This is a genomic window from Vannielia litorea, assembly GCF_019801175.1.
GTDB classification, from domain to species: Bacteria; Pseudomonadota; Alphaproteobacteria; order Rhodobacterales; family Rhodobacteraceae; genus Vannielia; species Vannielia litorea_B.
In genome coordinates this window covers 247,526-272,127 of sequence record NZ_JAHVJR010000001.1, presented here as the reverse complement: position 1 = coordinate 272,127, position 24,602 = coordinate 247,526, and the positions used below count along the sequence as shown (strand labels likewise).

Genomic DNA, 24,602 nt, shown 5'->3' with positions numbered 1-24,602 from the left:
ACCACGCTCATGACCGCCTTCACCGCCCCGATCGCCGAGTCCATCTGGGATATGAAATACCGGTTCAAACAGGCCGATGGCACGCCGATCGATGAAACGGTCGAAGACAGCTGGCGCCGTGTTGCCCGCGCGCTCGCCGAGGGCGAGGCCGATGCCCCGGCGCGTGAAGAGGAGTTCTACCAAGCCCTCTCCGATTTCAAATACCTCCCCGCTGGCCGCATCCTTGCCGGCGCTGGCACCGCCCGCGCGGTCACCCTCTTCAACTGCTTCGTCATGGGCACGGTTCCCGACTCGATGGGCGGCATCTTCGACATGCTGAAGGAGGCCGCGCTGACCATGCAGCAGGGCGGCGGCATCGGCTACGATTTCTCCACCATCCGCCCCAAGGGCGCCGCCGTCTCGGGCGTCGCCGCCGATGCCTCCGGGCCGCTCTCCTTCATGGACGTGTGGGATGCCATGTGCCGCACCATCATGTCCGCCGGCAGCCGCCGCGGCGCGATGATGGCTACCATGCGCTGCGACCATCCCGACATCGAGGCCTTCATCGCCGCCAAGTCCGACCCGGCCCGCCTGCGCATGTTCAACCTCTCGGTGCTGGTGACCGACGCCTTCATGGAGGCCGTGAAGGCCGATGCCCCGTGGGAGCTGACCTTCGGCGGCAAGGTCTTCCACACCGTTCAGGCCCGCGACCTGTGGAACCGCATCATGCGGTCCACCTACGACTACGCCGAACCGGGGGTCATCTTCATCGACCGCATCAACGCGATGAACAACCTGAACTACGTCGAGCAGATCGCGGCCACCAACCCCTGCGGCGAGCAGCCCCTGCCGCCCTATGGCGCCTGCCTGCTCGGCTCGATCAACCTCGCCAAGCTGGTCACCGATCCCTTCGAGGACGCGGCCCAGATCGACATCGACGCGCTCACCAAGCTCACTACTACCGCCATCCGGATGATGGACAACGTGGTCGATGCCTCCCGCTTCCCCCTGCCCGCCCAACAGGCCGAGGCACAGGCAAAGCGCCGCATCGGCCTCGGCGTCACCGGGCTGGCCGACGCGCTCCTGATGACCGGCCTCCGCTACGGCTCCGACGAGGCTGCCGCGCAAACCGAAGCCTGGCTCAAGGCCATCGCCCGCGCCAGCTACCTCGCCTCCGTGGAACTAGCCAAGGAGAAGGGCCCCTTTCCCCTGTTTGACGCCGAGCCCTACCTCGCCTCCGGCACCATGCAGCAGATGGACGATGACGTGCGCGAAGCGATCCGCACCCACGGTATCCGCAACGCCCTCGTCACCTCCATCGCACCCACCGGCACCATCTCGCTCTACGCCGGCAACGTCAGCAGCGGCATCGAGCCGGTGTTCGCCTATGCCTACACCCGCAAGGTGCTCCAGCCCGATGGCTCGCGCACCGAGGAGGAAGTGGTCGATTACGCCGTGCAGATGTGGCGCGATCTCAAAGGCGACGCCCCCCTGCCCGACCACTTCACCAACGCGCAAACCCTGCCGCCTTCCGAGCACGTGAAGATGCAGGCTGCCGCGCAAAAATGGATCGACAGCTCGATCTCCAAGACCATCAACTGCCCCGAAGACATCAGCTTCGAGGCCTTCAAGGAGGTCTACGCCCAAGCCTACGAGACCGGCTGCAAGGGCTGCACCACCTACCGCCCGAACGATGTGACCGGCTCGGTTCTCTCAGTGTCCGAAAAGGCCGAGGAAGCGCCGGCGCCCGATGAAGATGGCGACGTGATCTACATCTCCGAGCCGCTCGACCGCCCGCAGGCACTCGAAGGGGCGACCTACAAGCTCAAATGGCCCGACAGCGAGCATGCCATCTACATCACCATCAACGACGTGGTGGTGGGCAACCAGCGGCGGCCCTTCGAGGTGTTCATCAACTCCAAGAACATGGAGCACTTCGCCTGGACGGTCGCGCTGACCCGGATGATCTCTGCGGTGTTCCGGCGCGGCGGCGATGTCTCCTTCGTCGTCGAGGAGCTGAAGGCCGTGTTCGACCCGCGCGGTGGCGCGTGGATGCAGGGCAAATACGTGCCCTCGATCCTCGCGGCCATCGGCGGGGTGATCGAGCGCCATCTCATCGCCATCGGCTTCATCGCCGGTGAAGGCATGGGCCTCAAGTCCGACCCGCAGGCGCAGGTGGTCTCCATCGGCACCCCGCGCGGAAAATCCTGCCCCTCCTGCGGCCAGTTCACCATGCAGATGGTCGAGGGCTGTATGACCTGCACCTCCTGCGGCCACTCCAAGTGCGGCTGAGCCGCCGCGGTGGCACGAGGGGCGCGCGTTGGATGAGATCGACCTTCTCCTGCAGTCCGCCGCCCCGGTCCTGCATGCGGTGAACCTGCCCGCGCGCGGGTGGCACGCCACCCTGCTCTCGCGCCGCGACGACGAGGTGATGCACCGGCTGGTGGTCCGGATCGAGCAGCCGGGCTGCGCGCCCTTGGCGGTCAAACGGATCTTCCGCCCGATCAAGCCGCAACAGTTCGCAAAGACCATCGAGCGCCACAACACTGTCGCCGCCAGCCTGCCCGAGGTGCCCAAGATCCTCGGCCACGACCCGGAGAGCCAGACCATCGTGATGGAGCTGTCGCGGGGTGACACCCTCTATGACATCTTCTCGCGTACCAAACCTGCGGGCCACGCCCATGCCCTCACCATCGCCGGGCGCTGGGTGGAGCGGTTTCACCGATCCGAGCCGTGGGAGCCGCGCGTATTCAAGCCCGTCTACGCCGCGGAGCATCTCGAAACCCTGAAGGACCGGGCAGAGAAGGGCGAGCTTCAGCTGCCCGGCATGGCCCGCTTCCGGGCGCTGCTGGAGCATGTGCTCGCCAACGTTCCCGGCCCCGCGGCCTGCCAGACCGTTGCCGCTGTCGGGCATGGCGACCTGAACCTTCGCAACATCCTGATCGACGGCGACACCGCTACCGGGCTCGATTTCGGCTCCCCCGGCCTCCTGCCCGTCTGCCACGATCTTGCCCGGCTCTTCTGCCACTACGGCACGCTCTGCGCCAAACCCGGCAACCACGGCCACGGCCCCCTGCCGGGCATCGACCTGCGCGCCTTCTTCGAGGGCTACACACTGACCGGGGCCGACGACCAGACCATCGCCTTCATGTGCAAAGTCCGCATCCTGCGCGACTGGCAAACCATCCCCAAGCGGGCGACCAGCCGAACGCTCAATCAGCAACTGAGGTTTCAGGGCATCCAGCGCCTCGCCAAGCACATGCTCGCCTAAGGGCAGCGGCGCATAACCCGCAGGCACACCCCCTACGGCCCCAGCAAATTGCCGTAGATGCTCACCGGGCGTTAACCTTACGCCGCTAGAACCAGCCCCGTGCAACAACACGGCGCCGGGCATGCCCCTCTATGATATCCATGTGTTCGACGGGTCGTTCATCACGACCAGCGGCGAGGATATTACTCAGCCGGACGGCCAGCAATACACGCTGGGCGTCAGCACTGTCACAATCTCCCCCGGCGCGGTGGAGCAGGTGGTTTCGGTCGACGATCCGAATGACACCACCTTCGATGATGACGACCCAGAGCCGCAAACCCTGAACGGCAGCTACACCATCAGCGGCAGTACCTACGGCACCGGAACGATCATCGAAGCCGAATATCTGATGGAGGTGCAAGACAGTCTCGGCACCACCTATTACATCGCCGCCGTCTCGCTCACCGGCAGCCCGTGGAACGTGGAGGGCTTCACTGTTCACGGCCCGCCAATGCCGCCCTTCGGCGAGCCGCTCACGGTGATGAACGTCTTCGAGGGCAACCTCTCCGCCCTGCCCTACACCAGCTCCCTGCCCGCCTGTTTCGAGGCCCATACGCGCATCGCCACAGCAGACGGGTGGGAGGAGGCGCGGCGGCTCAAGCCGGGCGATCCCCTGCGCCTTTCGGGTGGCGGCACCTTGCCCGTAGCGCTGGTGCTCAAGAGCCGCGAGCGCATCGGTGCCGAGCGGAACCGCAAGCCGGTGCGGCTGCGCGCCCATGCCCTAGGTCCGGGCTGCCCGACACGTGACCTGGTGGTCTCGCCGCAGCACCGCATCTGGCACGCGGGGATCGAGGCGCTGGTGCCAGCCCGTGCCCTCACCAAGCTGCCCCGCATCGGCCTGCTGCACGGGCGGCGCTCCATCGACTACGTCCACATCGTCCTGCCCCGCCACGCCATCCTGCTGGCAGAGGGTTGCCCGGCCGAGAGCTTCTGGCCCGGCCCGATGGCGCTGCAAGGCCTGCCCCGGCAGGCGCGCCACGCCATAAGCGCCGCGATGGGCCACCAGCCCGCCCCCGCCGCGCCCTTCCTCTCGATGAAACAAGCCGAACGCGCCCTGCGTCTCGCGCGGGCGGGCTAGCAGCGGCGGGCTACTCCTCGTCGCCGCCCTTGGCCATCTCGGCCAGCGCTGCAAAGGAGCGCATCGCCTCCTCCGGGTCCGCGCCTGCGGCCACGCCAAAGATGCCCGGCACCGGCGCGGGTCCCTTGGGCGCGCCCGGCAAATCCAGATCGTCCGGGTCGTCGCCCGCGCGGATGGTAAAGCCGCCGCCCCCGCCGCCCGAGAGCGTGGTAAAATCCCATGTGTCATGGGCAGAGGCCATCTTGCGCCAGCCCTCGGCCACAAAGACCTTGGCCGTGCCGCACCCCGGCCAGTGCTTGCCCGTGTCGCCCACCATCACAACCGGCACGCCGTCATAGACGATATCGGTATCACCGCTCTCGATCTCGCCTGTCACGAAATGCGGGCAGCAGTGATTGCCGAGGTCCACCTTGGGGATGCGATAGGGCGCCCCCACCGTGGCGATCCGGCGGCCCTGAAAGCTGGGGCCAAAATGCAGCGGCACGGCGATATGGCCAATGCCGCCCTCGCTCACCACCTGCGCCCCCTCGAAGGCCACATGCACGTTGCGCCGGGCCAGCCACTCCAGCAGCAGCCCGATCTCCTCCTCGACCATTCCCTTGAGCTCAATCATCGTGCCGCCTCGCTTGCCGTTGCGGCAATGCTATGCGCCGCCACGCCCGAGCGCAAACACCGGATCAGATGCCCAGCACCGCCTTCAGCGTCGCCAGCGTGGCGCGGTCCTCGGCAGACCACTCGGCCTTGCGCGACCGGAACAGCGTGGCCTGGCTCCGGTGCACCAAACCGTCCGCGAGGATCTTGAGGTGGTTGGCCCGCAGCGTCTCGCCCGAGGAGGTGATGTCGGCAATCGCCTCCGCCGTCTCGTTTTTCACCGTGCCTTCGGTCGCGCCCTGACTGTCGACCAGCGCATAATCGGCCACCCCGTTCTGCCGCAGGAACTCGCGGATCAGCCGGTGATACTTGGTCGCAATCCGCAACCGGTGGCCGTGGCTCGCCCGAAAGGCGGCGGCGGCGGCATCAAGGTCATCGAGCGTGTCCACATCGGCCCAGAAGGCGGGCACGGCGATCACGAGGTTGGCCTGCCCAAAGCCCAGCGGCTCCAGCTCCTCGATCCGCTGCTCCCACCCGGCGATCTTCTCGCGCACGAGGTCGGTGCCGGTGACGCCAAGGTGAATGCGCCCGTCCGCAAGCGCAGCGGGGATCTCGCCCGCGCTCAGCAGGTGCAGCTCGCAGCCCTCAACCCCCTCGACCGCGCCCGCATATTCGCGCTCGCTGCCGGTGCGCTTGAGGCCCACGCCCCGCGCACCGAACCAGTCGAAGGTCTTGTCCATCAAGCGGCCCTTGGAGGGCACCCCGAGCTTGAGCATCAGCCTGCCTCCCCGATCTCAGCCAGCAGCGCAGGCCGGATCACCGCACCCACCGCCGGAATCTCGCGGCCCTGCCCGAGCACCCGGCAAAGCGCATCGTAGCGCCCGCCGCTGGCCACCGCCGGCAGGTCAGGCCGCTCCGGCGCGAAGAAGCCAAAGACGAAGCCATCATAATATTCCAGCAACGTCCGCCCGAAGCTGCCCTCAAAGGCGAGCGTGGCAAGGTCGATCCCCGCATCGGCCAGCGCGTCGAGCCGGGCGGCGAAATTGTCCAGCGCCGGGGTGAGCGCAGGCATGTCCACAGCGAGGTCGCGCAAATGCTCCAGCGCATCCGTCGGGCTCGCCCGCACGCCCAGAAGGTCATCCAGCAGCCCCAGCTCCGCCTCGGGGATCGGCGGCTCGGCGGCATCGGCCTGCAGCGTGGCCATCCGGGCGAGCACCTCATCGGCCCGCCGCTTGCCAATCGCCACGCCCGCGCCTGAAAGCACCTTTTCCGCCGCCTCGCTCTCCATCCGCGCCAGCAGCGCGGCCCGGCTCGCGGGCACCGCGCTGCGCCCGCCGAAACGGTCGAGCAGCGCCCTGAACCGGCGCGGCCGCCAGAGGTGGCGCATCAGCGCGGCGCGGCGTTTTTCCGAGGTTGAAAGGCCCGCAACCGCCGCCGAGAGCAGCCCGATATCGCCAATCGCCGCCCGCAGCCCGCGCCCCTCAAGGCATTGGGACATCAGCGAAAACACCTCGGCATCGGCCCGCGCCCGATCACCCCGATCAAACAGCTCAAAGCCCACCTGCTCGAACTCCGAGGGCCGCCCGGTGTCGGCCTCCTGCATCCGAAAGACGGTGCCCGCGTAGCAATAGCGCGCGGGCTCCTGCCCCTGCGCCATATGGGCCTGCACCACCGGTACGGTGAAGTCGGGCCGCAGCATCAGTTCGCCTCGCAGCGGATCGTGGGTCACATAGGCGCGCGCGCGAATTTCCTCGCCGTAGAGGTCCAGCAGCGTGTCCGCCGGTTGCAGCACATCCGCGCCCACGCGTACCGCACCCGCAGCCTCGAACAGGCCAATGAGGCGCGTAACCTCCTCGCGCGGCACATCCTTGAGCATCAGTCGCGGTCCAGCATCTTTTGAACTTCGGCCACCAGATCGGCGCGCGAGACTTCCACCTGTGCCGGCTGTTCGGCCCATTCCTCGCGGGTCAGCCCCTCGGCCAGCTTGGCGCCCAGCACGAGATCCTTCAGCTGCACCACGCCCCGCTCGGCCTCGTCACCGCCCTGAATCACGGCCACGGGCGAGGCGCGTTTGTCGGCGTATTTCAACTGGTTGCCAAAGTTCTTCGGGTTGCCGAGATAGACCTCCGCCCGGATGCCCGCGCTGCGCAACTCCCCCACCATCGCCTGATAATCCGCCATCCGGTCCCGGTCCATCACCGTCACCACCACCGGCCCCCGCGTCTCGCCCGAGAGCCGCCCCTTGGCCCTCAGCGCCGCGAGCAGCCGGTCGACCCCAATGGAAACGCCCGTCGCAGGCACCGCCTGCCCGGTGAAGCGCTTCACCAGATCGTCGTAGCGCCCGCCGCCCGCAACCGAGCCAAACTGCCGGGGCCGCCCCTTCTCGTCTTTGATCTCGAAGGTCAGCTCGGCCTCAAAGACCGGACCGGTGTAATAGCCAAGGCCGCGCACCACGCTCGGGTCCACCTCGATCCGGTCCGGCCCATAGCCCTGCGCCGCCAGAAGCGCCGCGATCTGCTCCAGCTCGGCAATCCCTTCAGCCCCCACAGCGCTCTCGCCCACGGCGGCGCGCAAATTCACAAAGGTCTCCTCGGCACTCGCGGCCTTGGAGGTCAAAAATGCCACCACCGGATCGGCCTGCGCCTCGCCCAGCCCGACGCCGTCGATGAACGCCCCGCTGTCATCCTTCCGGCCCTTGCCCAGCAGGTCGCGCACGCCCTGCTCGCCGACCTTGTCGAACTTGTCGATGGTGCGCAGCACGGCATCGCGCTGGCCCTCATCGGCCAGCCCCATGCACTCCAGCACCCCGTTCAGCACCTTGCGGTTGTTGATCCGCACCAGATAGTCGCCGCGCGGAATCCCCACCGCCTCCAGCGTATCGGCCAGCATCGCGCAGATCTCGGCATCCGCCGCCGGAGACGCGCTCCCAACCGTATCCGCATCGCACTGATAAAACTGCCGAAACCGCCCCGGCCCCGGTTTCTCGTTCCGCCAGACCGGCCCCATTGCATAGCGCCGATAGGGCGATGGCAGATCATTCCGGTATTGCGCCGCCACGCGGGCCAGCGGGGCCGTCAGGTCATAGCGCAGCGCCACCCAGCCGCTGTCGTCCTCTTCCCAGGCAAACACGCCCTCGTTGGGCCGATCCACATCGGGCAGGAACTTGCCAAGCGCCTCGACGGTCTCCACACCCGAAGTTTCCAGCGGATCGAAGCCATAGAGCGCATAGACCCGCGCGATCTCGGCCAGCATCGCGTTCCGCTCATCCACTTCCGCGCCAAAATAGTCGCGGAAACCCTTGGGCGTTTCGGCCTTGGGCCGGGGCTGTTTCTTCTGCTTTGCCATGAGCGCTCGACCCTGTCTGCGGCCTTCAATCCAGTCGCGCGGGGCATAGCGCAGAGGGGCCGGATCGGCAAGCAAGGGCTGGCGGCGGCAGGGGCGCCGCTATATGCACGTTACATGACAGACCGGCTCGAAGAAGAACTCGCCCACATCACCCGCGCGGTGGAAGACCTGCATGAAATGGTCGTGGGTCAGGGCAAACGGCTCGACGTGATGGAACGGCGAGTCGAGATGCTGATGAAGCGTGCCGCCGAAAGCGAGTCCGACAACACCGGCGGTGTGGTGCTGGGCGACGAGCGCCCACCGCACTACTGAGCCGCCTACCGGACGGCAGCCGCCACCAGCTTGCGGTTGTGCATCAGCAGCTCGAAGCTCTGCGCTGCACCGGGCCGGGGATAGACGCTGACAAAGGCCGTCGACCGCTCCAGCCGCTTCAACTTGCCTTCGCTGCACACCCCGGCACCACAGCCGCGAATTCCTGCATAGGCCTTGTCGGTCTGGGTGCGCAGGGCCCCGCCGCCGCCGCCGTAGTTGACCAGCTCATAAAGCCCCAGATCGCCAAAGAGCGCGACCGCGCCAGTCACCTTGCGGGCGCAGCCATCCTTGAAGCCGGTGACGAAAAAGTTGCGCGGCCCCACCGCGCCGGGGCGGGTGTCATAGAGCTTCCACTTGCCGTTCTTCTCGATCAGCTTGCCAAGTTCCTTGCCCCGCGCCCCGCAGCTCTCTTCCACCGCGCCAAAGGGCAGCGTGGCCTGCGGCGATTTCGACGAGGCGGTGCCCCGGGCCTCGGGAAGCGAGGCACAAGCGGAAAGGAGCGCAGCAAGCGCGGTCAGGATCAGGATGTTTTTCATGGCAGCGGCAGTCAGATATCTTCAACGGTCACAACGCCGCCCAAGGACTTGAGGGCGCTTTTGATCTGCGGATTTACCGGAAAGTCGCCCTCGAGCTCAAGGTGGACCTCCCCCGGAAGGTCTGCGGCCATCAGGCACAGCGCCACGGATCCGCGCGATTTGGAGGCCTTGTCAGCCTCCGCCCGGTCGAGCAGCGATTTCACCGCAGCCGCCGCCGCGATGTCGTCGAGGAAGAGGCGGATATCGCTCCGCCCGGCCTGCGCCGCCACCACGTCGATCGGGGCCACCGAGCGGCCCAGCAGCTTCAGCTGATCGGCCTCCATCGTGGCCTCGCAGGTCACCACCACGTTAGAGCCTGTCTCGAGAAAATCGCGCGACTTCTCCAGCGCCTCGCTGAACAGGGTCACCTCGTAAAGCCCTGTTGGATCAGAGAGTTGCACGAAGGCAAAGCGGTTGCCCCGCGCGCTCTTGCGCTCCTGCCGCCCGGCCACGGAGCCCGCCAGTTTCACCACCGCCGGCGAGCGCTGCACATCGAGCGAGACCTGCTCCAGCGTCTTCACCCCCTGCCGTTTCAGCGGGCCCATATAGTCATCCAGCGGGTGGCCGGAGAGGTAGAAGCCAATCGCCTTGTGCTCCTCCCCCAGCCGCTCGCCGACCATCCAGTCATCCACGCTCGGCAGGCGCGGCTCCGGCAGGTCGTCCCCCGCCTCCCCGAAGAGCGAAACCTGAGCGGATGCCCGCTGATCGTGGATCGCCGACGAGTAGTTCACCAGCGGGTCGAGCGCGGCAAAAACCCGGTGCCGATTCGGGTCGAGCTGGTCGAAGGCCCCGGCGCGGGCCAGCATCTCGAGCGGGCGCTTGCCGATCTTCTTCAGGTCCACCCGGCGGGCAAAATCGAAGAGCGAAACAAACTCTTTGTCGCCCCGCGCCTCCACGATCAGCCGCATCGCGTCGGAGCCCACGTTCTTCAGCGCGCCCAGCGCGTAAACGACCTTGCCCTCAACCACGCTGAAGCTCTCCAGCGAGCGGTTCACGCAAGGCGGCACGATCTCGATATCCAGCCCCCGGCGCACCTCTTCGGCATAGACCGCGAGCTTGTCGGTCAGGTGGATATCGCAGTTCATGACGGCGGCCATGAACTCCACCGGGTGGTTCGCCTTGAGCCAGGCCGTCTGGTAGCTCACCACGGCGTAAGCGGCGGCGTGCGACTTGTTGAACCCGTAGTTGGCGAACTTCTCCAGCAGGTCGAAGACCTCGGAGGCCTTCTTCTTCTCCACCCCGTTCTCCGCCGCACCCTTCTCGAACTTGGGCCGCTCGGCGTCCATCGCCTCCTTGATCTTCTTGCCCATCGCGCGGCGCAGCAGGTCGGCGCCGCCGAGGCTGTAACCCGCCATCACCTGGGCGATCTGCATCACCTGTTCCTGGTAAACGATGATGCCTTGCGTCTCTTCAAGGATATGGTCGATCAGCGGATGGACGGACTCGATCTCTCGCTGCCCGTTCTTCACCTCGCAATAGGTCGGGATGTTCTCCATCGGGCCGGGGCGGTAGAGCGCCACCAGCGCCACGATGTCCTCGATGCAGTCGGGCTTCATGCGCCTCAGCGCATCCATCATGCCCGAGCTTTCCACCTGAAACACCGCCACCGTCTTGGCCGAGGCATAAAGCCGGTAGCTCTTGGCATCATCCAGCGGGATCGCGTTGATCTCGTTCACCGCGCCATCAGGCGGCTCATAGAGCGTTTCGCCCTCCGGCCCGATGTGAATGTCGCGGCCCCCGCCGTTGATCAGGTCCACCGCGTTCTGGATCACGGTGAGGGTCTTCAGGCCCAGAAAGTCGAACTTCACCAGCCCCGCCTGTTCGACCCATTTCATGTTGAACTGGGTCGCGGGCATATCCGAGCGCGGGTCTTGATAAAGCGGCACCAGCTCATCGAGCGGGCGGTCGCCAATCACCACGCCCGCCGCGTGGGTCGAGGCGTTTCGCAGCAGCCCCTCGATCTGCTGGCCATAGGTCAGCAGCCGGTCGACCACCTCTTCCGCCCGCGCCTCCTCGCGCAGCCGCTCCTCGGTGGCCAGCGCCTTCTCGATGGAAACGGGCTTCACCCCCTCCACCGGGATCATCTTGCTCAGCCGGTCCACTTGCCCGTAGGGCATTTGCAGCACCCGCCCCACATCGCGCACCGCCGCCTTGGAGAGCAGCGCACCGAAGGTGATGATCTGCCCCACCCGGTCGCGGCCATACTTCTCCTGCACGTAGCGGATGGTTTCCTCCCGCCGGTCCATGCAGAAGTCGATGTCGAAGTCGGGCATGGAGACCCGCTCGGGGTTGAGGAACCGCTCGAACAGCAGCGCATAGCGCAACGGGTCAAGGTCGGTGATCGTCAGCGCATAGGCCACGAGCGAACCCGCCCCCGAGCCCCGGCCCGGCCCGATCGGAATGCCCTGGTCCTTGGACCACTTGATGAAGTCGGCCACGATCAGGAAGTAGCCGGGAAAGCCCATGCCCTCGATGATCTTCAGCTCAAAATCGAGCCGCTCCTGATACTCCTCCACGCTCGCCGCATGCGGAATAACCGCCAGCCGCGCCTGCAGGCCCTCGTTGGCCTGCCGCCGCAACTCCTCCACCTCGTCATCGGCGAACTTGGGCAGGATCGGATCGCGCCGATAGGCCATAAAGGCGCAGCGCTTGGCGATTTCCACTGTGTTCTCAAGCGCTTCCGGCAGGTCGGCAAAGAGCGTCGCCATCTCGGTGGCACTCTTGAAGTAATGCTGCGCCGTCAGCCGCCGCCGATCTTCCTGCTGGTCCACATAGGCGCCCTCGGCAATGCAGATCAGCGCGTCATGCGCCTCGTAGATCTCGGGCTTGGGGAAATACACATCATTGGTGGCCACCAGCGGAATGTCCTTGGCATAGGCCATCTCGATATGCCCGCGCTCGCTGGCCCGCTCCGCCTCAGGCAGCCCGTCCTCGCCCGGATGCCGCTGCAGCTCGATGTAGAGCCGGTCGCCATAGACCCGGTGCAGCCCGTCCACCAGCAGTTCCGCCTTGGCCCGCTGGCCTGCGCGCAGCAACCGGCCCACCGGCCCGTCCGGCCCGCCGCTCAGGCAAATCACCCCGCCCGAATGTTGCTCAAGGTCTTCCAGCGTCACATGCGGCAGGCTGCCGTCGCCGCGCAGGTAGAGGCAGGAGTTGAGCTTCATCAACGCCTCGTAGCCCGCCTCGCTCTGCGCCAGCAGCACCACCGGCGCGGGCGCCACGGGCTTACCGCCCGGCGCGGCCTGCTCGTATTCCAGATCGACCTGGCAGCCCATGATCGGCTGAATGCCCGCACCCGAAAGCGTGACACTCGCCTCCAGCGCCGCGAACATGTTGTTGGTGTCGGTCACCGCCACCGCCGGCATCTCGGCCTTCTCGCAAAGCCCGGCCAGCTTTTTCACCGGCACGGCGCCTTCCAGCAGGGAGTATTCGGTGTGAACGCGCAGATGAATGAATCGGGGAGCAGCCATGCCGCTACCCTATGGCGGCGCGGCGGCGGTTTGAAGTAGCCTCGCGCCCATGGACCTGCCCGCTCTCCTCTCGCGCCTCGATGCCCGCGCCCACGCCGCCGCCGACTGGGGCAAGGTGGCCACCTACATCCCTGAACTGGCGCGGGTGGACCCGGCCCAATTCGCCATCTCGGTCGTGCTGGCCGATGGCACCATGCATTCCGCCGGGCAGTCGCAAACCCGTTTCTCCATCCAGTCCGTCTCCAAGGTCTTCACCCTCGCCTGCGTCCTTTCCCGCATCGGCGAGTCGCTCTGGCACCGCGTCGGGCGCGAACCCTCGGGCGACCGTTTTGATTCAATGCTGCTGCTCGAGCAGGAGCAGGGCCGCCCGCGCAATCCCTTCATCAATGCAGGCGCCCTCGTCACCACCGACGAGCTGCTCGCCGGCCGCGCCCCCAAAGAGGCCCTCTCCGAGATCCTCGCCTTCATCCGCGCGGCGGCAGAAGACGGCGACATTCACATCGACGCCGAGGTGGCGCATTCCGAGGCCACCACCGGCTTCCGCAACGTGGCACTCGCCAACTACCTCAAGAGCTACGACAACCTGAAGAACATGCCCGAGCTGGTGCTGGGCACCTACTTCCACCAATGCGCCATCGAGATGACCACCGAGCAACTCGCCGGCGCCGGGCGCGGCATCGCTGGCCTGCCCGGCGCCCCCCTGCTGCTCTCCCCGGTCAAACGCCGCCGCATCGCCGCGCTGATGATGACCTGCGGCCACTACGATGGCTCGGGTGACTTCGCCTTCCGCACCGGCCTGCCCGGCAAATCGGGCGTCGGCGGCGGCATCCTCGTCGCCGTGCCCGGCGTCGCCTCCATCGCCGTCTGGTCGCCCGGCCTCAACGCTTGGGGCAACTCCAAGGTCGGCACCGAGGCCATCGAAGCGCTGGCGCATGAAACCGGCTGGTCCGTCTTCGGCTGACCCGACCCGGAAACCTTCCACCCAAAACCTAGCCATCCAACTAACTATCTTGACGGCGCGACCCGACTCGCATTACCTAGCCACATGGCTAACTATCTAGACAGTTTCTTCAGCGCCATCTCCGACCCCACCCGCCGGGCCGTGATCGAGCGCCTCACCCGCGGCCCCGCCCCCGTCAGCGAGCTGCACGCCCCGCATGACATGGCCCTGCCCACCTTCCTCAAGCACCTCAAGGTGCTCGAAACCGCAGGCCTCACCCGGTCCGTAAAAAAGGGCCGCGTCCGCACCGTTCATATCGAGGCCGCCCCGCTTGCCGCCGCCGAAAACTGGCTCACAACGCAACGCAAACTCTGGGAGGGCCGGCTGGGCCGCCTCTCTGCCCTTGCCGAACGACTGGAAAAAGGAGGCGACGCATGAGCGCCCTGACCCACGATACCTTGACCCTCACCCAGAACATCGCCGCCCCGCCCGCGCGCCTCTTCCCGCTCCTCACCTCGCCGGAGTACCGCGCCCAATGGGCCGCCCCGACAGAGAACACCCGGCTCGACATCCTGCAGGCCGACATTCGCCCCGGCGGTCAGGAGCTTTCGCGCTGCGGCCCGGCCGACAACCCGGAGTTCGAGGTCACCACCGACTTTCACCACATCGACGCGCCCGCGCTGCTGATCTTCACCGAGACGATCCGCATCGAGGGCGCCCCGCTCTCCTCCGGCCTCTGCTCCATCGAGGTCACGCCCGAGGGCGCGGGCAGCCGCCTCACCATCACCGCCCAGCTCGCCAGCCTCATCGGCGACGAGATGGCCGAAGGCTACACCCAGGGCTGGACGGCGGCGCTCGCCAACCTCGCCCGCCTCGCCCGCCTCGCAGAGAAAGAAACCGCATGACCCCCGCGATCAACCCCGAGCTGGACCTCACGCTCACCCGCCACATCAAGGCCAGCCCCGCCACCGTCTGGAAGTGCTTCACCACGCCGGAACTGCTCTGCGAGTGGTTCGTGCCCGCCCCGTGGCGCTGCGCCGAAGCGGTGGTGGAGCCGCATCCCGGTGGCCGCTTCTTCACCCGCTTCCGTGGCCCCGACGGTGAAGACATGCCCAACGAGGGCGCCTTCCTGCTGGCCGAGCCCGAGAGCCGTCTCGTCTTCACCGATTTCGTCCGCGCCGGCTTCGTGCCCAACGAAAAGCCCTTCATGCTGGCCGACATCACCTTCACCCCGAAGGACGGCGGCACCGAATACCGCGCCATCGTCCGCCACTGCACGCCCGAAGACTGCAAGCGCCACGACGATATGGGCTTTCAGGACGGTTGGGGCACCGCGGCCAGCCAGCTCATCGCCCTCGCCGAAGGCCTCTGACGCGCGGGATGGTGGGCAGGGTGTCGTGGCTGAAGCCACGCACGCCCCCCATCAACTCGCCCAAAAACCGGGCAAATCCGGCCCTTTGCCGCCCAAACGGGCAATTTCCCCCTTGCCACCCCCGCGCCCACCCCGCCAAACTCTCCCTTGAGGCCCGCTTTCTACGCCGCATCGAAGGCCGGGCCTCGGGGATGCATTCGGTAACGCGGCGGGTAACTCCATGGACATCACGTTTCTTCTCAACGGAGAGACCGTGGCGCTGCGCGACGCCCACCCCACCAACACGGTGCTCGACTGGCTGCGCGAAAGCCGCGGGCTGAAGGGCACCAAGGAAGGCTGCAACGAGGGCGACTGCGGCGCCTGCACAGTCATGACCCGCACGCCTGATGGCCCGTGGCAAGCCCAGAACGCCTGCATCCTCTTGCTCCCCCACCTCCACGGCCGCGAGGTTCGCACGGTCGAGGGCGTCGCCGCGCCCGATGGCACGCTGCACCCGGTGCAGGCGGCGATGGTGGCGCATCACGGCTCGCAATGCGGCTTCTGCACTCCGGGCTTCATCACCTCCATGGCCGCGGCCCACGCCAACGGCGCGACCGACTACAACGACAAGCTCGCGGGCAACCTCTGCCGCTGCACCGGCTACGCCCCGATCGTCCGCGCCGCCGAGGCCGCCGCGCAGGAGCCGGTGCCCCCCCATCTTTCCAGCCCCTCTTCGCTCAGCGCCCAGCCGCAACCAGAGATCCCCGAAAGCGCCGATGCGCTGGCCGAATGGTACGCCGCCCACCCGGAGGCCACGCTCATCGCAGGCGCCACCGACGTGGGCCTCTGGGTCACCAAGAAGCTCGCCGATCTGGGCGAGGTCGCCTTCCTCCACCGCGTCACCGACCTGAACTTCGTCGATGTGACCGACACCGAAATCCGCATCGGCGCCACCACCCCCATCGCCGCCCTGCGCGAGGCCATCGCGCCGCACCACCCGTCCCTCGCCGAACTCTTCCGCCGCTACGGCTCCGAGCAGGTCCGCCAAGCGGCGACCCTCGGCGGCAACATCGCCAACGGCTCCCCCATCGGTGACAGCCCCCCCGCCCTCATCGCCCTAGGCGCCACCCTCCACCTGCGCAACGGCAACACCCGCCGGTCCCTCCCGCTCGAAGACTTCTTCATCGACTACGGCAAGCAAGACCGCGCCCCCGGCGAATTCGTCGAGGCCGTCAGCTTCCCGCGCCAGCCCGACCGCCTCCGCTGCTACAAACTCTCCAAGCGCTTCGACCAGGACATCTCCGCCGTCTGCGGCTGCCTTAACATTACCGTCGAAAACGGCACCGTCACGCAGGCCCGCATCGCCTTCGGCGGCATGGCCGGCACCCCCAAGCGCGCCGCCGCCACCGAAGCCGCACTCACCGGCAATCCGTGGACAGAGGCCACAATCGAAGCCGCCGCCACCGCCCTCGCCAGCGACTACCAGCCTCTCACCGACATGCGCGCCTCCGCCGCCTACCGGATGCAGGCCGCCCAGAACATGCTGCGCCGCTACTTCCATGAGAGCCAGGGCACCGCCACCTCCGCGCTGGAGGTGCAGCCATGACCGTCGCCAAACCGCTCCCGCATGACGCCGCGCCGCTCCACGTGACCGGGCAGGCCCGCTATGTCGATGATATCCCGGTGCCCGCCAACTGCCTGCACCTCAACTTCGGCACCTCCGCCCACGCCCGCGCGACGATCACCGCGCTCGACCTGACGGCCGTGAAATCCGCCCCCGGCGTTGTGGCCGTGCTCACGGCAGACGATCTCCCTGCCGCCAATGACGTGTCCCCCTCCGCCCACGACGAGCCCCTGCTCGCCACCGGCGAGGTCTTCTACATCGGCCAGCCGATCTTTCTCGTGGTGGCCGAAACCCACCTCGCCGCCCGCAAGGCCGCCCGCCTCGCCGAAATCACCTACGCCGAGCACACCCCGCTCCTCACCATTGACGACGCGCTCGCCGCCAACTCCCGCTTCGAGGACGGCCCGCGCGAGTATGGTCGCGGCGATCTCGCCGCCGGCTTCGCCGCCGCAAGCACCATCGTCGAAGGCACCCTCGAAATGGGCGGGCAGGAGCACTTCTACCTCGAAGGCCAGGCCGCCCTCGCCCTGCCGCAGGAGGGGGGCGACATGCTCCTCCACAGCTCCACCCAGCACCCCACCGAGATTCAGCACAAGGTCGCCGAGGCCCTCGGCACCCCGATGAACGCCGTCCGCGTCGAAACCCGCCGGATGGGCGGCGGCTTCGGCGGCAAGGAGAGCCAGGGCAACGCCCTCGCCTGCGCCTGCGCCGTGGTCGCCCATCTCACCGGCCGCCCGGCAAAAATGCGCTACGACCGCGACGACGACATGATGATCACCGGCAAGCGCCACGACTTCCGCATCACCTACCGCGCCGGGGTGGACGCCGAGGGCAAGCTCACCGCCGTCGATTTCACCCAATACGCCCGCTGCGGCTGGGCGCAGGACCTGTCGCTCCCGGTGGCCGACCGCGCCATGCTCCACGCCGACAACGCCTATTTCATCCCCAACGTCCGCATCGTCTCGCACCGCCTGAAGACACACACCCAAAGCGCCACCGCCTACCGCGGCTTCGGCGGCCCGCAGGGGATGCTCGGGATCGAACGGGTGATGGACCACCTCGCCGCGGAGAGCGGGATCGAGCCTCTGACATTGCGCCAGAAAAACTTCTATGCTTCCGGCGGGGATACTTCCGGCAAGAAAATGCAACTGGATGCTCCTAACGTATCCGCTGCCGAGGACGACCTCACCTCCCGCGGCGCCACCCAGGTCGACGACCCCGAAACACCGCCGCCCCCGCCCGAAGGCGTGCAAACCACACCCTACGGCCAGCCGGTGGTGGACTCGGTGTGCCACGAGATGGTCGAGGCGCTCTGCGAACAGGCTGATTACGCCGCACGGAAGGCGGCGGTGGAGGCTTTCAACGCCGCCAACCCAGTGCTGAAAAAGGGCCTCGCCCTCACGCCCGTCAAGTTCGGCATCTCCTTCACCCTCACCCACCTCAACCAGGCCGGCGCGCTGGTACATGTCTATCAGGACGGCTCAATCCACATGAACCACGGCGGCACCGAGATGGGCCAAGGCCTGTTCCAGAAGGTCGCCCAGGTCGCCGCCTCCCGCTTCGGCGTGCCGCTCGAACGGGTCAAGATCACCGCCACCGATACCGCCAAGGTGCCCAACACCTCTGCCACGGCGGCCTCTTCCGGCAGCGATCTCAACGGCATGGCCGTCGCCGCCGCCTGCGACGAGCTGAAAGCCCGCATCGGCGCTTTCCTCGCCGAGGTCCACCAGGCCGACCCGGCCACGGTGCAGTTCAAGGACGACGCGGTGCAGGTCGGCGGCAACACGATCCCGTGGGAGAAGGCCATCGCCGAGGCCTACGTCGGCCGCGTCTCCCTCTCCGCCACCGGCTTCTACAAGACCCCCGGCATCTCCTGGGACCGCATAAAGGGCCAGGGCCGCCCATTCTACTACTTCGCCTATGGCGCCGCGCTGACCGAGGTGGTGATCGACACGCTGACCGGCGAAAACCGCATGCTCCGGGTCGACATCCTGCATGACGCAGGCTCGTCCCTGAACCCCGCGCTCGATATCGGCCAGGTCGAGGGCGGCTTCATCCAGGGCGCAGGCTGGCTCACCACCGAGGAGCTGGTGTGGGACGCGAAAGGCCGCCTGACTACCCACGCGCCCTCCACCTACAAAATCCCCGCCTGCTCCGACCGGCCGCCGGTGTTCAACGTGGCCCTGTGGCCCAACGCCAACCGCGAACCCACCATCTACCGCTCCAAGGCCGTAGGCGAGCCGCCCTTCATGCTCGGCATCTCGGCGCTGATGGCCCTCTCCAACGCCTGCGCCGCCTGCGGCCCGCACTACCCGGCGCTCGAGGCCCCAGCGACCGCCGAGCACGTGCTCGAAGCCATTGCGAGAGCCCGGGGATGAGCTTCGACCGTGACGCCCTCGCCCAAGCCATCGCCGCCCACGGCGAGGTGGTCCGCGTGGTGGTCGTCAGCGCCCAAGGCTCCACCCCGCGCGGCCCCGGCACCGCGATGCTGGTCTGGCCCGGCGGGCAGCACGGCACCATCGGCGGCGGCGCGTTGGAATGGGAGGCCTGCGCCATGGCCCGCGCCCGCCTCGGCGCACCACCCGTCACCGTCACCCTGCCCCTCGGCCCGGCGATGAACCAATGCTGCGGCGGCACGGTGACCCTTGCGTTGGAGAGCTTCACCGACGCCCCGTCAGAAGCCCCCGCCTACGCCCGCCCGGTGTCCGAAACCGCTCCCCCGGAGCCCCCTCTCGCCATCGCCCGCGCCCTCTCCGCCGCCCGAAACGGCTCGCACGCCCCTGACATCACCTATGAAAACGGCTGGCTGCTCGAGCCGATGACCGCCCCCCGCACCCCCGTCTGGATCTGGGGCGCCGGTCACGTTGGCCGCGCCCTCGCCGCCACCCTCGCCCCGCTCGACACCATCGCCCTCACATGGGCCGACACCAGCGCCGACCGCTTCCCAGAGGCCCCGCCCGTTCCGCCCACCATCGGTGACCTCGCGCAGCTTGCCACTACGCCCCCCGCCACGGCGCACCACGTCATCCTCACCTATTCCCACAGCCTCGACTTCGCCCTCTGCGACACCCTCCTCGCCCGCCCCGCCGCCTCCATCGGCCTCATCGGCTCGGCCACCAAATGGGCCCGCTTCCGCTCCCGCCTTGCCGCCGCAGGCCATAACCCTGCACAAATTTCGCGCATCCAGTGCCCAATCGGTGACCCGGCCCACGGCAAACACCCGCAGGCCATTGCGATTTCCACCGCCGCGCAGCTACTCTCCATGCTCGAAAAGCAGGCAACTGCCACGAAGGGGGACATGACCGGATGAGCGAACTCTTCGCCGCCCAAGGGCTGCGCAAGGCCTATCCCGGTGTCGTGGCCAACGACAACGTCAGCTTCTCCATCGACGAGGGCGAGATCCACGCTTTGCTGGGCGAGAACGGCGCTGGCAAATCCACCTTGGTCAAAATGATCTACGGCCTCGTCAAACCCGACGAAGGCCAGATGAGCTTTCTCGGCGCGCCCTTCGCCCCGCCCGAGCCGCGCGCCGCCCGCGCCGCCGGGGTGGCGATGGTGTTCCAGCACTTCTCCCTCTTCGACGCCCTCACCGTGGCCGAAAACGTCGCCCTCGGCATGGAGAACCCGCCCAAGCCTGCCAAACTCGCCGCCCGGATCACCGAGGTGTCCAACGAGTACGGCCTGCCGCTCGACCCGCACCGCACCGTGGGCGACCTTTCGGCGGGCGAGCGCCAGCGCGTCGAGATCATCCGCTGCCTGCTCCAAGACCCCCGCCTGCTGATCATGGACGAGCCCACCTCGGTGCTCACTCCGCAAGAGGTCGAGATCCTCTTCGCCACGCTGCAAAAGCTCCGGGCCGAGGGCACCTCGATCCTCTATATCAGCCACAAGCTCGAAGAGATCCGCGCGCTCTGCGACCGGGCCACAATCCTGCGGCTCGGCAAGGTGGTGGGCCACGCCGTCCCGCGTGAAAACACCGCCTCCGAACTGGCCGAGATGATGGTCGGCTCCGCACTCCATCGCCCGGAGCGTGAGCTGACGCCTTCGGGCGAGATCGCCCTCGAAGTCACCAACCTCAGCGTCAAATCCGCCAACCCCTTCGGCACCTCGCTCCGCGACGTGTCGCTGATGGTTCGAAAGGGCGAGGTGCTGGGCATCGGCGGGGTCGCGGGCAACGGGCAGGACGAGCTGCTCGCCGCCCTATCGGGCGAGGCCACATCCGCCCCCGATGCCGTCAAGATGCACGGCAACCCGATCGGCAAACTCGCCCCGCCAGCCCGCCGCAAGGTGGGCCTGCTCTCGGCCCCTGAGGAACGCCTCGGCCATGCCGCCGCGCCCGAAATGTCGCTCACCGAGAACGCCCTGCTCTCGGCCCGCCTCCGCAAGTCCCTGACAAAGAACGACTTCATAAACTGGAAGGCCACCCAAGCCTACGCCGAAGAGGTCATCGCCGCCTTCGACGTGCGCACCCCGGGCCCCCATGTCGCTGCCCGCTCGCTCTCGGGCGGAAACCTGCAAAAATTCGTCATGGGCCGCGAGATCGAGCAAAAGCCCGAGGTACTCGTCGTCAACCAGCCCACGTGGGGCGTCGATGCCTCCGCCGCCGCCGCCATCCGGCAGGCGCTGCTCGATCTGGCCGCCGACGGCGCCGCCATCGTGGTCATCTCTCAGGATCTCGACGAGCTGATGGAAATCTCTACCAGCTTCGCCGCCCTCAACGGTGGCCGCCTCTCGGCCCCGGTCCCGGTCGAAGGCCTGACGATGGAGCGCATCGGCCTCATGCTCGGCGGCGCGCATGACATGGAAGTCGCTCACGAGCACGCGGAGGCCCCGGCATGATCCGCCTCGAGAAGCGCCCCAACCCCTCCAAGGCGTGGAGCTACTCGACCCCGCTCCTCGCGGTGCTCCTCACGATGATCTTCGGTGGCCTCCTCTTCGCCGCGCTCGGCAAAGACCCGGTCGCCGCCATCCGCACCATCTTCTACGATCCGCTCCTCGGCCAACACGCCTTCTTCTACCGCCCGCAACTGCTGGTGAAGGCCGCGCCACTGATCCTCATCGCCATCGGCCTCTCTCTCGGTTTCCGCGCAGGCATCTGGAACATCGGTGCCGAGGGCCAATACATCATCGGCGCGCTCTGCGGCGCGGGCGTGGGCCTCGCCTTCTATCCCACGGAATCCTTCATCATCTTCCCGCTCATGGTCCTCGCAGGCGCCCTCGGCGGCTGGGCCTGGGCCATGATCCCGGCGGTGCTGAAAACCCGCTTCGGCACTAATGAGATCCTCGTTTCGCTAATGCTGGTCTACGTGGCCGAAAACCTGCTGCGCGGCATGGCCGTGGGGCTGATGAAAAACCCAGAGGGCTTCGGCTTCCCCGGCTCGCGCAACCTCGCGCAATACCCCTCGGCCACCTCTTGGATCAACCAGAACGCAGGCCTCCACTGGGGCGTCGCCTTTGCCCTCATCGCGGTGATCTTCGCCTACATCCTGCTGACCCGCCACATGCTCGGCTTCAACATCCGCCTCGCCGGGCAAGCCCCCCGCGCCGCCCGTTTCTCGGGGGTGAACCCCACCCGCCTCGTGCTCTTCTGCCTCGGCACCTCCGGCGCGCTCGCGGGCCTCGCCGGCCTCTTCGAGGTCGCCGGGCCGGCAGGCCAGATCACCACCGATTTCAACGTCGGCTACGGCTTCACCGCCATCATCGTCGCCTTCCTCGGCCGCCTCCACCCCTTCGGCATCCTGCTCGCAGGGCTGCTGATGGCGCTCACCTACATCGGCGGCGAAATCGCCCAATCGCAACTGCAACTCCCCGCCGCCGCGATCCAGCTCTTCCAAGGCATGCTGCTCTTCTTCCTCCTCGCAGTGGACCTGCTGACAAACTACCGCATCCGCCTGAAGCAGGGAGCCGCCGCCTGATGGACCTCTCCTCGATCAACTGGCTCCTCCTGCTGGCCTCGCTCATGGTCGCCGCCACACCCATCCTTCTCGCCGGCATAGGCGAGCTGGTGGTCGAAAAGGCCGGCGTGCTGAACCTCGGGGTCGAGGGGATGATGATCACCGGCGCCATCGCGGGCTTCGCCGCAGCGGTCGAGTCCGGCTCTCCTGCCCTCGGCTTTCTCGGTGCCGCCGTCGCGGGCGCGCTCCTCTCCATGCTCTTCGCCGTGCTCACCCAGTTCGCGCTGGCAAATCAGGTCGCCTCCGGCCTCGCGCTCACCCTCTTCGGCCTCGGCCTCTCCTCGCTGATGGGCCAAAGCTACGTGGGCCTGAAGCCCCCATCCACGCCCAAGCTCGACCTTCCGCTGCTCTCCGACATCCCCGTACTCGGCCCGGTGCTCTTCAGCCACGACCTGATGGTCTACTTCTCCATCGCGCTGGTCGCCGCCACATGGGCCTTCCTCAAGTACACCCGCGCCGGGCTGACCCTGCGCGCGGTCGGCGAAAACCACGAGGCAGCCCATGCGCTCGGCTACAAGGTCGTCGCCATCCGCTGCGCCGCCATCGCCTTCGGCGGCGCCTGCGCCGGGCTGGGCGGGGCCTACCTCAGCCTCGTCCGCGTGCCGCAATGGACCGAGGGCATGACCTCCGGCGCAGGCTGGATCGCCCTCGCCCTCGTTGTTTTCGCCTCTTGGAAGCCGTGGCGTGTGCTGATCGGGGCCTATCTCTTCGGCGGCATCACCGTGCTGCAACTCAACCTACAGGCCGCGGGCCTCAAGGTACCGGTCGAGTATCTCTCGATGTCCCCCTACATCATCACCATCATCGTGCTGGTGATCATGTCTTCCGGCCGCAGCCGCGGGGCGCTCGGCGCGCCCGCCTCGCTGGGCCGGACCTTCCACGCCACCGGGTGAGACAAGCCCGGGGCATCCACCAACCACTCAACAGGGAGCAATCCACATGAAAAAAAGAACCCTCCTCAAAGGCGCCGTCGCCGCGCTGGCGCTCGCCGCCACGCCCGCGCTGGCCCAGGACAAAACCAAGGTCGGCTTTGTCTACGTCGGCCCGGTCGGCGACGGCGGCTGGACCTATGAGCACGATCAGGGCCGCAAGGCCGTCGAGGCCGAGTTCGGCGACGCGGTCGAAACCGTCTATGTCGAGAACGTGCCCGAAGGCCCCGATGCCGAGCGCGTCATCACCCAGATGGCCCTCGACGGCGCCGACCTGATCTTCACCACCTCCTTCGGCTACATGGACCCCACCATCAACGTGGCCGCCAAGTTCCCGGATGTGAAGTTCGAGCACGCTACCGGCTACAAGACCGCGCCCAACGTCTCGGTCTATTCCGCCCGCTTCTACGAGGGCCGCGCGGTGCAGGGCACCATCGCGGGCCACATGACCGAGAGCAACGTGATCGGCTACATCGGCTCGGTGCCGATCCCTGAGGTGGTGCGCGGCATCAACTCCGCCTACATCCACGCGAAAAAGGTCAACCCCGACGTGCAGTTCAAGATCGTCTGGGTCTACGAGTGGTTCAACCCGGCGAAAGAGGCCGACGCCGCCAAGGTGCTGATCGAGCAGGGCGCCGACGTGATCCTGCAGCACACCGACTCCACCGCCCCGCTCGCCGCGGCCGCCGAGGCGGGCAACGTGATCGGCTTCGGGCAGGCGTCTGACATGGCCGAGTACAAGGATGGCCCGCGCGTGTCGTCGATCATCGACAACTGGGCGCCCTACTACATCGCCCGCACCAAGGCGGTGATGGATGGCACCTGGGAGTCGACCAACACTTGGGACGGCATCGGCCCGGGCATGGTCGGCATCGGCGAGATCACCGACAAGGTGCCCGCCGAGGTGAAGGCTGAGGCCGAGGCGCTCCAGGCGTCCATCGCCTCGGGTGAGTATCACCCCTTCACCGGCCCGATCAAAAAGCAGGACGGCTCCGACTGGCTGGCCGAGGGCGAAACCGCCGATGACGGCACGCTGGCTGGGATGAACTTCTACGTCGAAGGCCTCGAAGGCGAGATCCCGCAGTAAAGGCATCTGCCGCCGGCGGGCCGCGAGCCTTGCCGGAGACCAAGCAAACGAGGGCTC

Annotated in this window: 21 protein-coding genes; 15 read left to right on the top strand and 6 right to left on the bottom strand. The window is 67.4% G+C overall.

The annotated features are described in order from the left end of the window. Positions 1-9 precede the first annotated feature (9 nt). The 3 genes from KUV38_RS01395 to KUV38_RS01385 all read left to right on the top strand — a co-directional run bounded on the left by KUV38_RS01395 (position 10) and on the right by KUV38_RS01385 (position 4,367). Complete coding sequence (locus tag KUV38_RS01395) at positions 10-2,271, top strand: adenosylcobalamin-dependent ribonucleoside-diphosphate reductase (protein ID WP_222468343.1); 2,262 nt, start codon at positions 10-12, stop codon at positions 2,269-2,271. Positions 2,272-2,299: 28 nt separating this feature from the next. Continuing rightward, entirely contained in the window at positions 2,300-3,250 is a 951-nt protein-coding gene (locus tag KUV38_RS01390) for a phosphotransferase family protein (RefSeq protein ID WP_222468342.1), read from the top strand. A gap of 121 nt (positions 3,251-3,371) precedes the next feature. Beyond that, complete coding sequence (locus KUV38_RS01385; RefSeq protein ID WP_222468341.1) at positions 3,372-4,367, top strand: Hint domain-containing protein; 996 nt, start codon at positions 3,372-3,374, stop codon at positions 4,365-4,367. Between the two features lie 10 nt (positions 4,368-4,377). On the opposite strand, the gene KUV38_RS01380 is transcribed toward KUV38_RS01385, so the two are convergent. The 4 genes from KUV38_RS01380 to hisS all read right to left on the bottom strand — a co-directional run bounded on the left by KUV38_RS01380 (position 4,378) and on the right by hisS (position 8,303). Continuing rightward, a complete protein-coding gene (locus KUV38_RS01380; protein ID WP_222468340.1) occupies positions 4,378-4,980 on the bottom strand; it encodes a hypothetical protein in 603 nt (200 codons plus the stop codon). 64 nt (positions 4,981-5,044) lie between these two features. Further along, a complete protein-coding gene (gene hisG, locus KUV38_RS01375) occupies positions 5,045-5,737 on the bottom strand; it encodes an ATP phosphoribosyltransferase (protein ID WP_222470912.1) in 693 nt (230 codons plus the stop codon). Continuing rightward, on the bottom strand, positions 5,734-6,834 hold the full coding sequence (locus tag KUV38_RS01370; RefSeq protein ID WP_222468339.1) for an ATP phosphoribosyltransferase regulatory subunit: 1,101 nt from the start codon (positions 6,832-6,834) through the stop codon (positions 5,734-5,736). Before KUV38_RS01370 ends, hisG begins: the two co-directional genes overlap by 4 nt. After that, entirely contained in the window at positions 6,834-8,303 is a 1,470-nt protein-coding gene (hisS, locus tag KUV38_RS01365) for a histidine--tRNA ligase (RefSeq protein WP_222468338.1), read from the bottom strand. The genes KUV38_RS01370 and hisS overlap by 1 nt, the downstream gene beginning before the upstream one ends. Before the next feature lie 114 nt (positions 8,304-8,417). On the opposite strand from hisS, the gene KUV38_RS01360 reads away from it, so the two are divergent. Next, the gene (locus KUV38_RS01360; protein WP_222468337.1) at positions 8,418-8,615 is read left to right on the top strand and encodes a SlyX family protein; all 198 of its coding nucleotides are present in this window, start codon (positions 8,418-8,420) and stop codon (positions 8,613-8,615) included. 5 nt (positions 8,616-8,620) lie between these two features. Here KUV38_RS01360 and KUV38_RS01355 read toward each other — a convergent pair whose 3' ends face one another. Next, a complete protein-coding gene (locus KUV38_RS01355) occupies positions 8,621-9,151 on the bottom strand; it encodes a hypothetical protein (RefSeq protein WP_222468336.1) in 531 nt (176 codons plus the stop codon). Positions 9,152-9,162: 11 nt separating this feature from the next. Then, the gene (gene dnaE / locus KUV38_RS01350) at positions 9,163-12,660 is read right to left on the bottom strand and encodes a DNA polymerase III subunit alpha (protein WP_222468335.1); all 3,498 of its coding nucleotides are present in this window, start codon (positions 12,658-12,660) and stop codon (positions 9,163-9,165) included. Positions 12,661-12,709: 49 nt separating this feature from the next. Between dnaE and KUV38_RS01345 the strand changes: the two genes are divergently transcribed. From KUV38_RS01345 to KUV38_RS01295, 11 genes are all read left to right on the top strand, one after another. Continuing rightward, on the top strand, positions 12,710-13,621 hold the full coding sequence (locus KUV38_RS01345; RefSeq protein WP_222468334.1) for a glutaminase: 912 nt from the start codon (positions 12,710-12,712) through the stop codon (positions 13,619-13,621). An 84-nt stretch (positions 13,622-13,705) separates the two neighbouring features. Next, positions 13,706-14,038, top strand: coding sequence for an ArsR/SmtB family transcription factor (locus KUV38_RS01340; protein WP_222468333.1), 333 nt, complete (start codon positions 13,706-13,708; stop codon positions 14,036-14,038). Continuing rightward, on the top strand, positions 14,035-14,505 hold the full coding sequence (locus tag KUV38_RS01335) for an SRPBCC domain-containing protein (protein ID WP_222468332.1): 471 nt from the start codon (positions 14,035-14,037) through the stop codon (positions 14,503-14,505). The genes KUV38_RS01340 and KUV38_RS01335 overlap by 4 nt, the downstream gene beginning before the upstream one ends. Further along, positions 14,502-14,972: an SRPBCC family protein gene (locus KUV38_RS01330; RefSeq protein WP_261385114.1), complete on the top strand. Its 471-nt coding sequence runs from the start codon at positions 14,502-14,504 to the stop codon at positions 14,970-14,972. The genes KUV38_RS01335 and KUV38_RS01330 overlap by 4 nt, the downstream gene beginning before the upstream one ends. Positions 14,973-15,192: 220 nt before the next feature. Beyond that, positions 15,193-16,557, top strand: coding sequence for a xanthine dehydrogenase small subunit (xdhA, locus tag KUV38_RS01325; RefSeq protein ID WP_222468331.1), 1,365 nt, complete (start codon positions 15,193-15,195; stop codon positions 16,555-16,557). Beyond that, positions 16,554-18,953 carry a xanthine dehydrogenase molybdopterin binding subunit gene (xdhB, locus tag KUV38_RS01320; protein WP_222468330.1) on the top strand — a complete coding sequence of 800 codons (2,400 nt, stop codon included), beginning with the start codon at positions 16,554-16,556 and terminating at the stop codon, positions 18,951-18,953. Before xdhA ends, xdhB begins: the two co-directional genes overlap by 4 nt. After that, entirely contained in the window at positions 18,950-19,885 is a 936-nt protein-coding gene (gene xdhC, locus KUV38_RS01315) for a xanthine dehydrogenase accessory protein XdhC (protein ID WP_222468329.1), read from the top strand. Before xdhB ends, xdhC begins: the two co-directional genes overlap by 4 nt. After that, positions 19,882-21,414, top strand: a complete 1,533-nt coding sequence (locus tag KUV38_RS01310) for an ABC transporter ATP-binding protein (RefSeq protein ID WP_222468328.1) — start codon at positions 19,882-19,884, stop codon at positions 21,412-21,414. The genes xdhC and KUV38_RS01310 overlap by 4 nt, the downstream gene beginning before the upstream one ends. Then, complete coding sequence (locus tag KUV38_RS01305; RefSeq protein WP_222468327.1) at positions 21,411-22,490, top strand: ABC transporter permease; 1,080 nt, start codon at positions 21,411-21,413, stop codon at positions 22,488-22,490. The genes KUV38_RS01310 and KUV38_RS01305 overlap by 4 nt, the downstream gene beginning before the upstream one ends. Continuing rightward, positions 22,490-23,422 carry an ABC transporter permease gene (locus tag KUV38_RS01300; RefSeq protein WP_222468326.1) on the top strand — a complete coding sequence of 311 codons (933 nt, stop codon included), beginning with the start codon at positions 22,490-22,492 and terminating at the stop codon, positions 23,420-23,422. The genes KUV38_RS01305 and KUV38_RS01300 overlap by 1 nt, the downstream gene beginning before the upstream one ends. Before the next feature lie 46 nt (positions 23,423-23,468). Further along, entirely contained in the window at positions 23,469-24,545 is a 1,077-nt protein-coding gene (locus KUV38_RS01295) for a BMP family ABC transporter substrate-binding protein (protein ID WP_222468325.1), read from the top strand. Positions 24,546-24,602 lie beyond the last annotated feature (57 nt).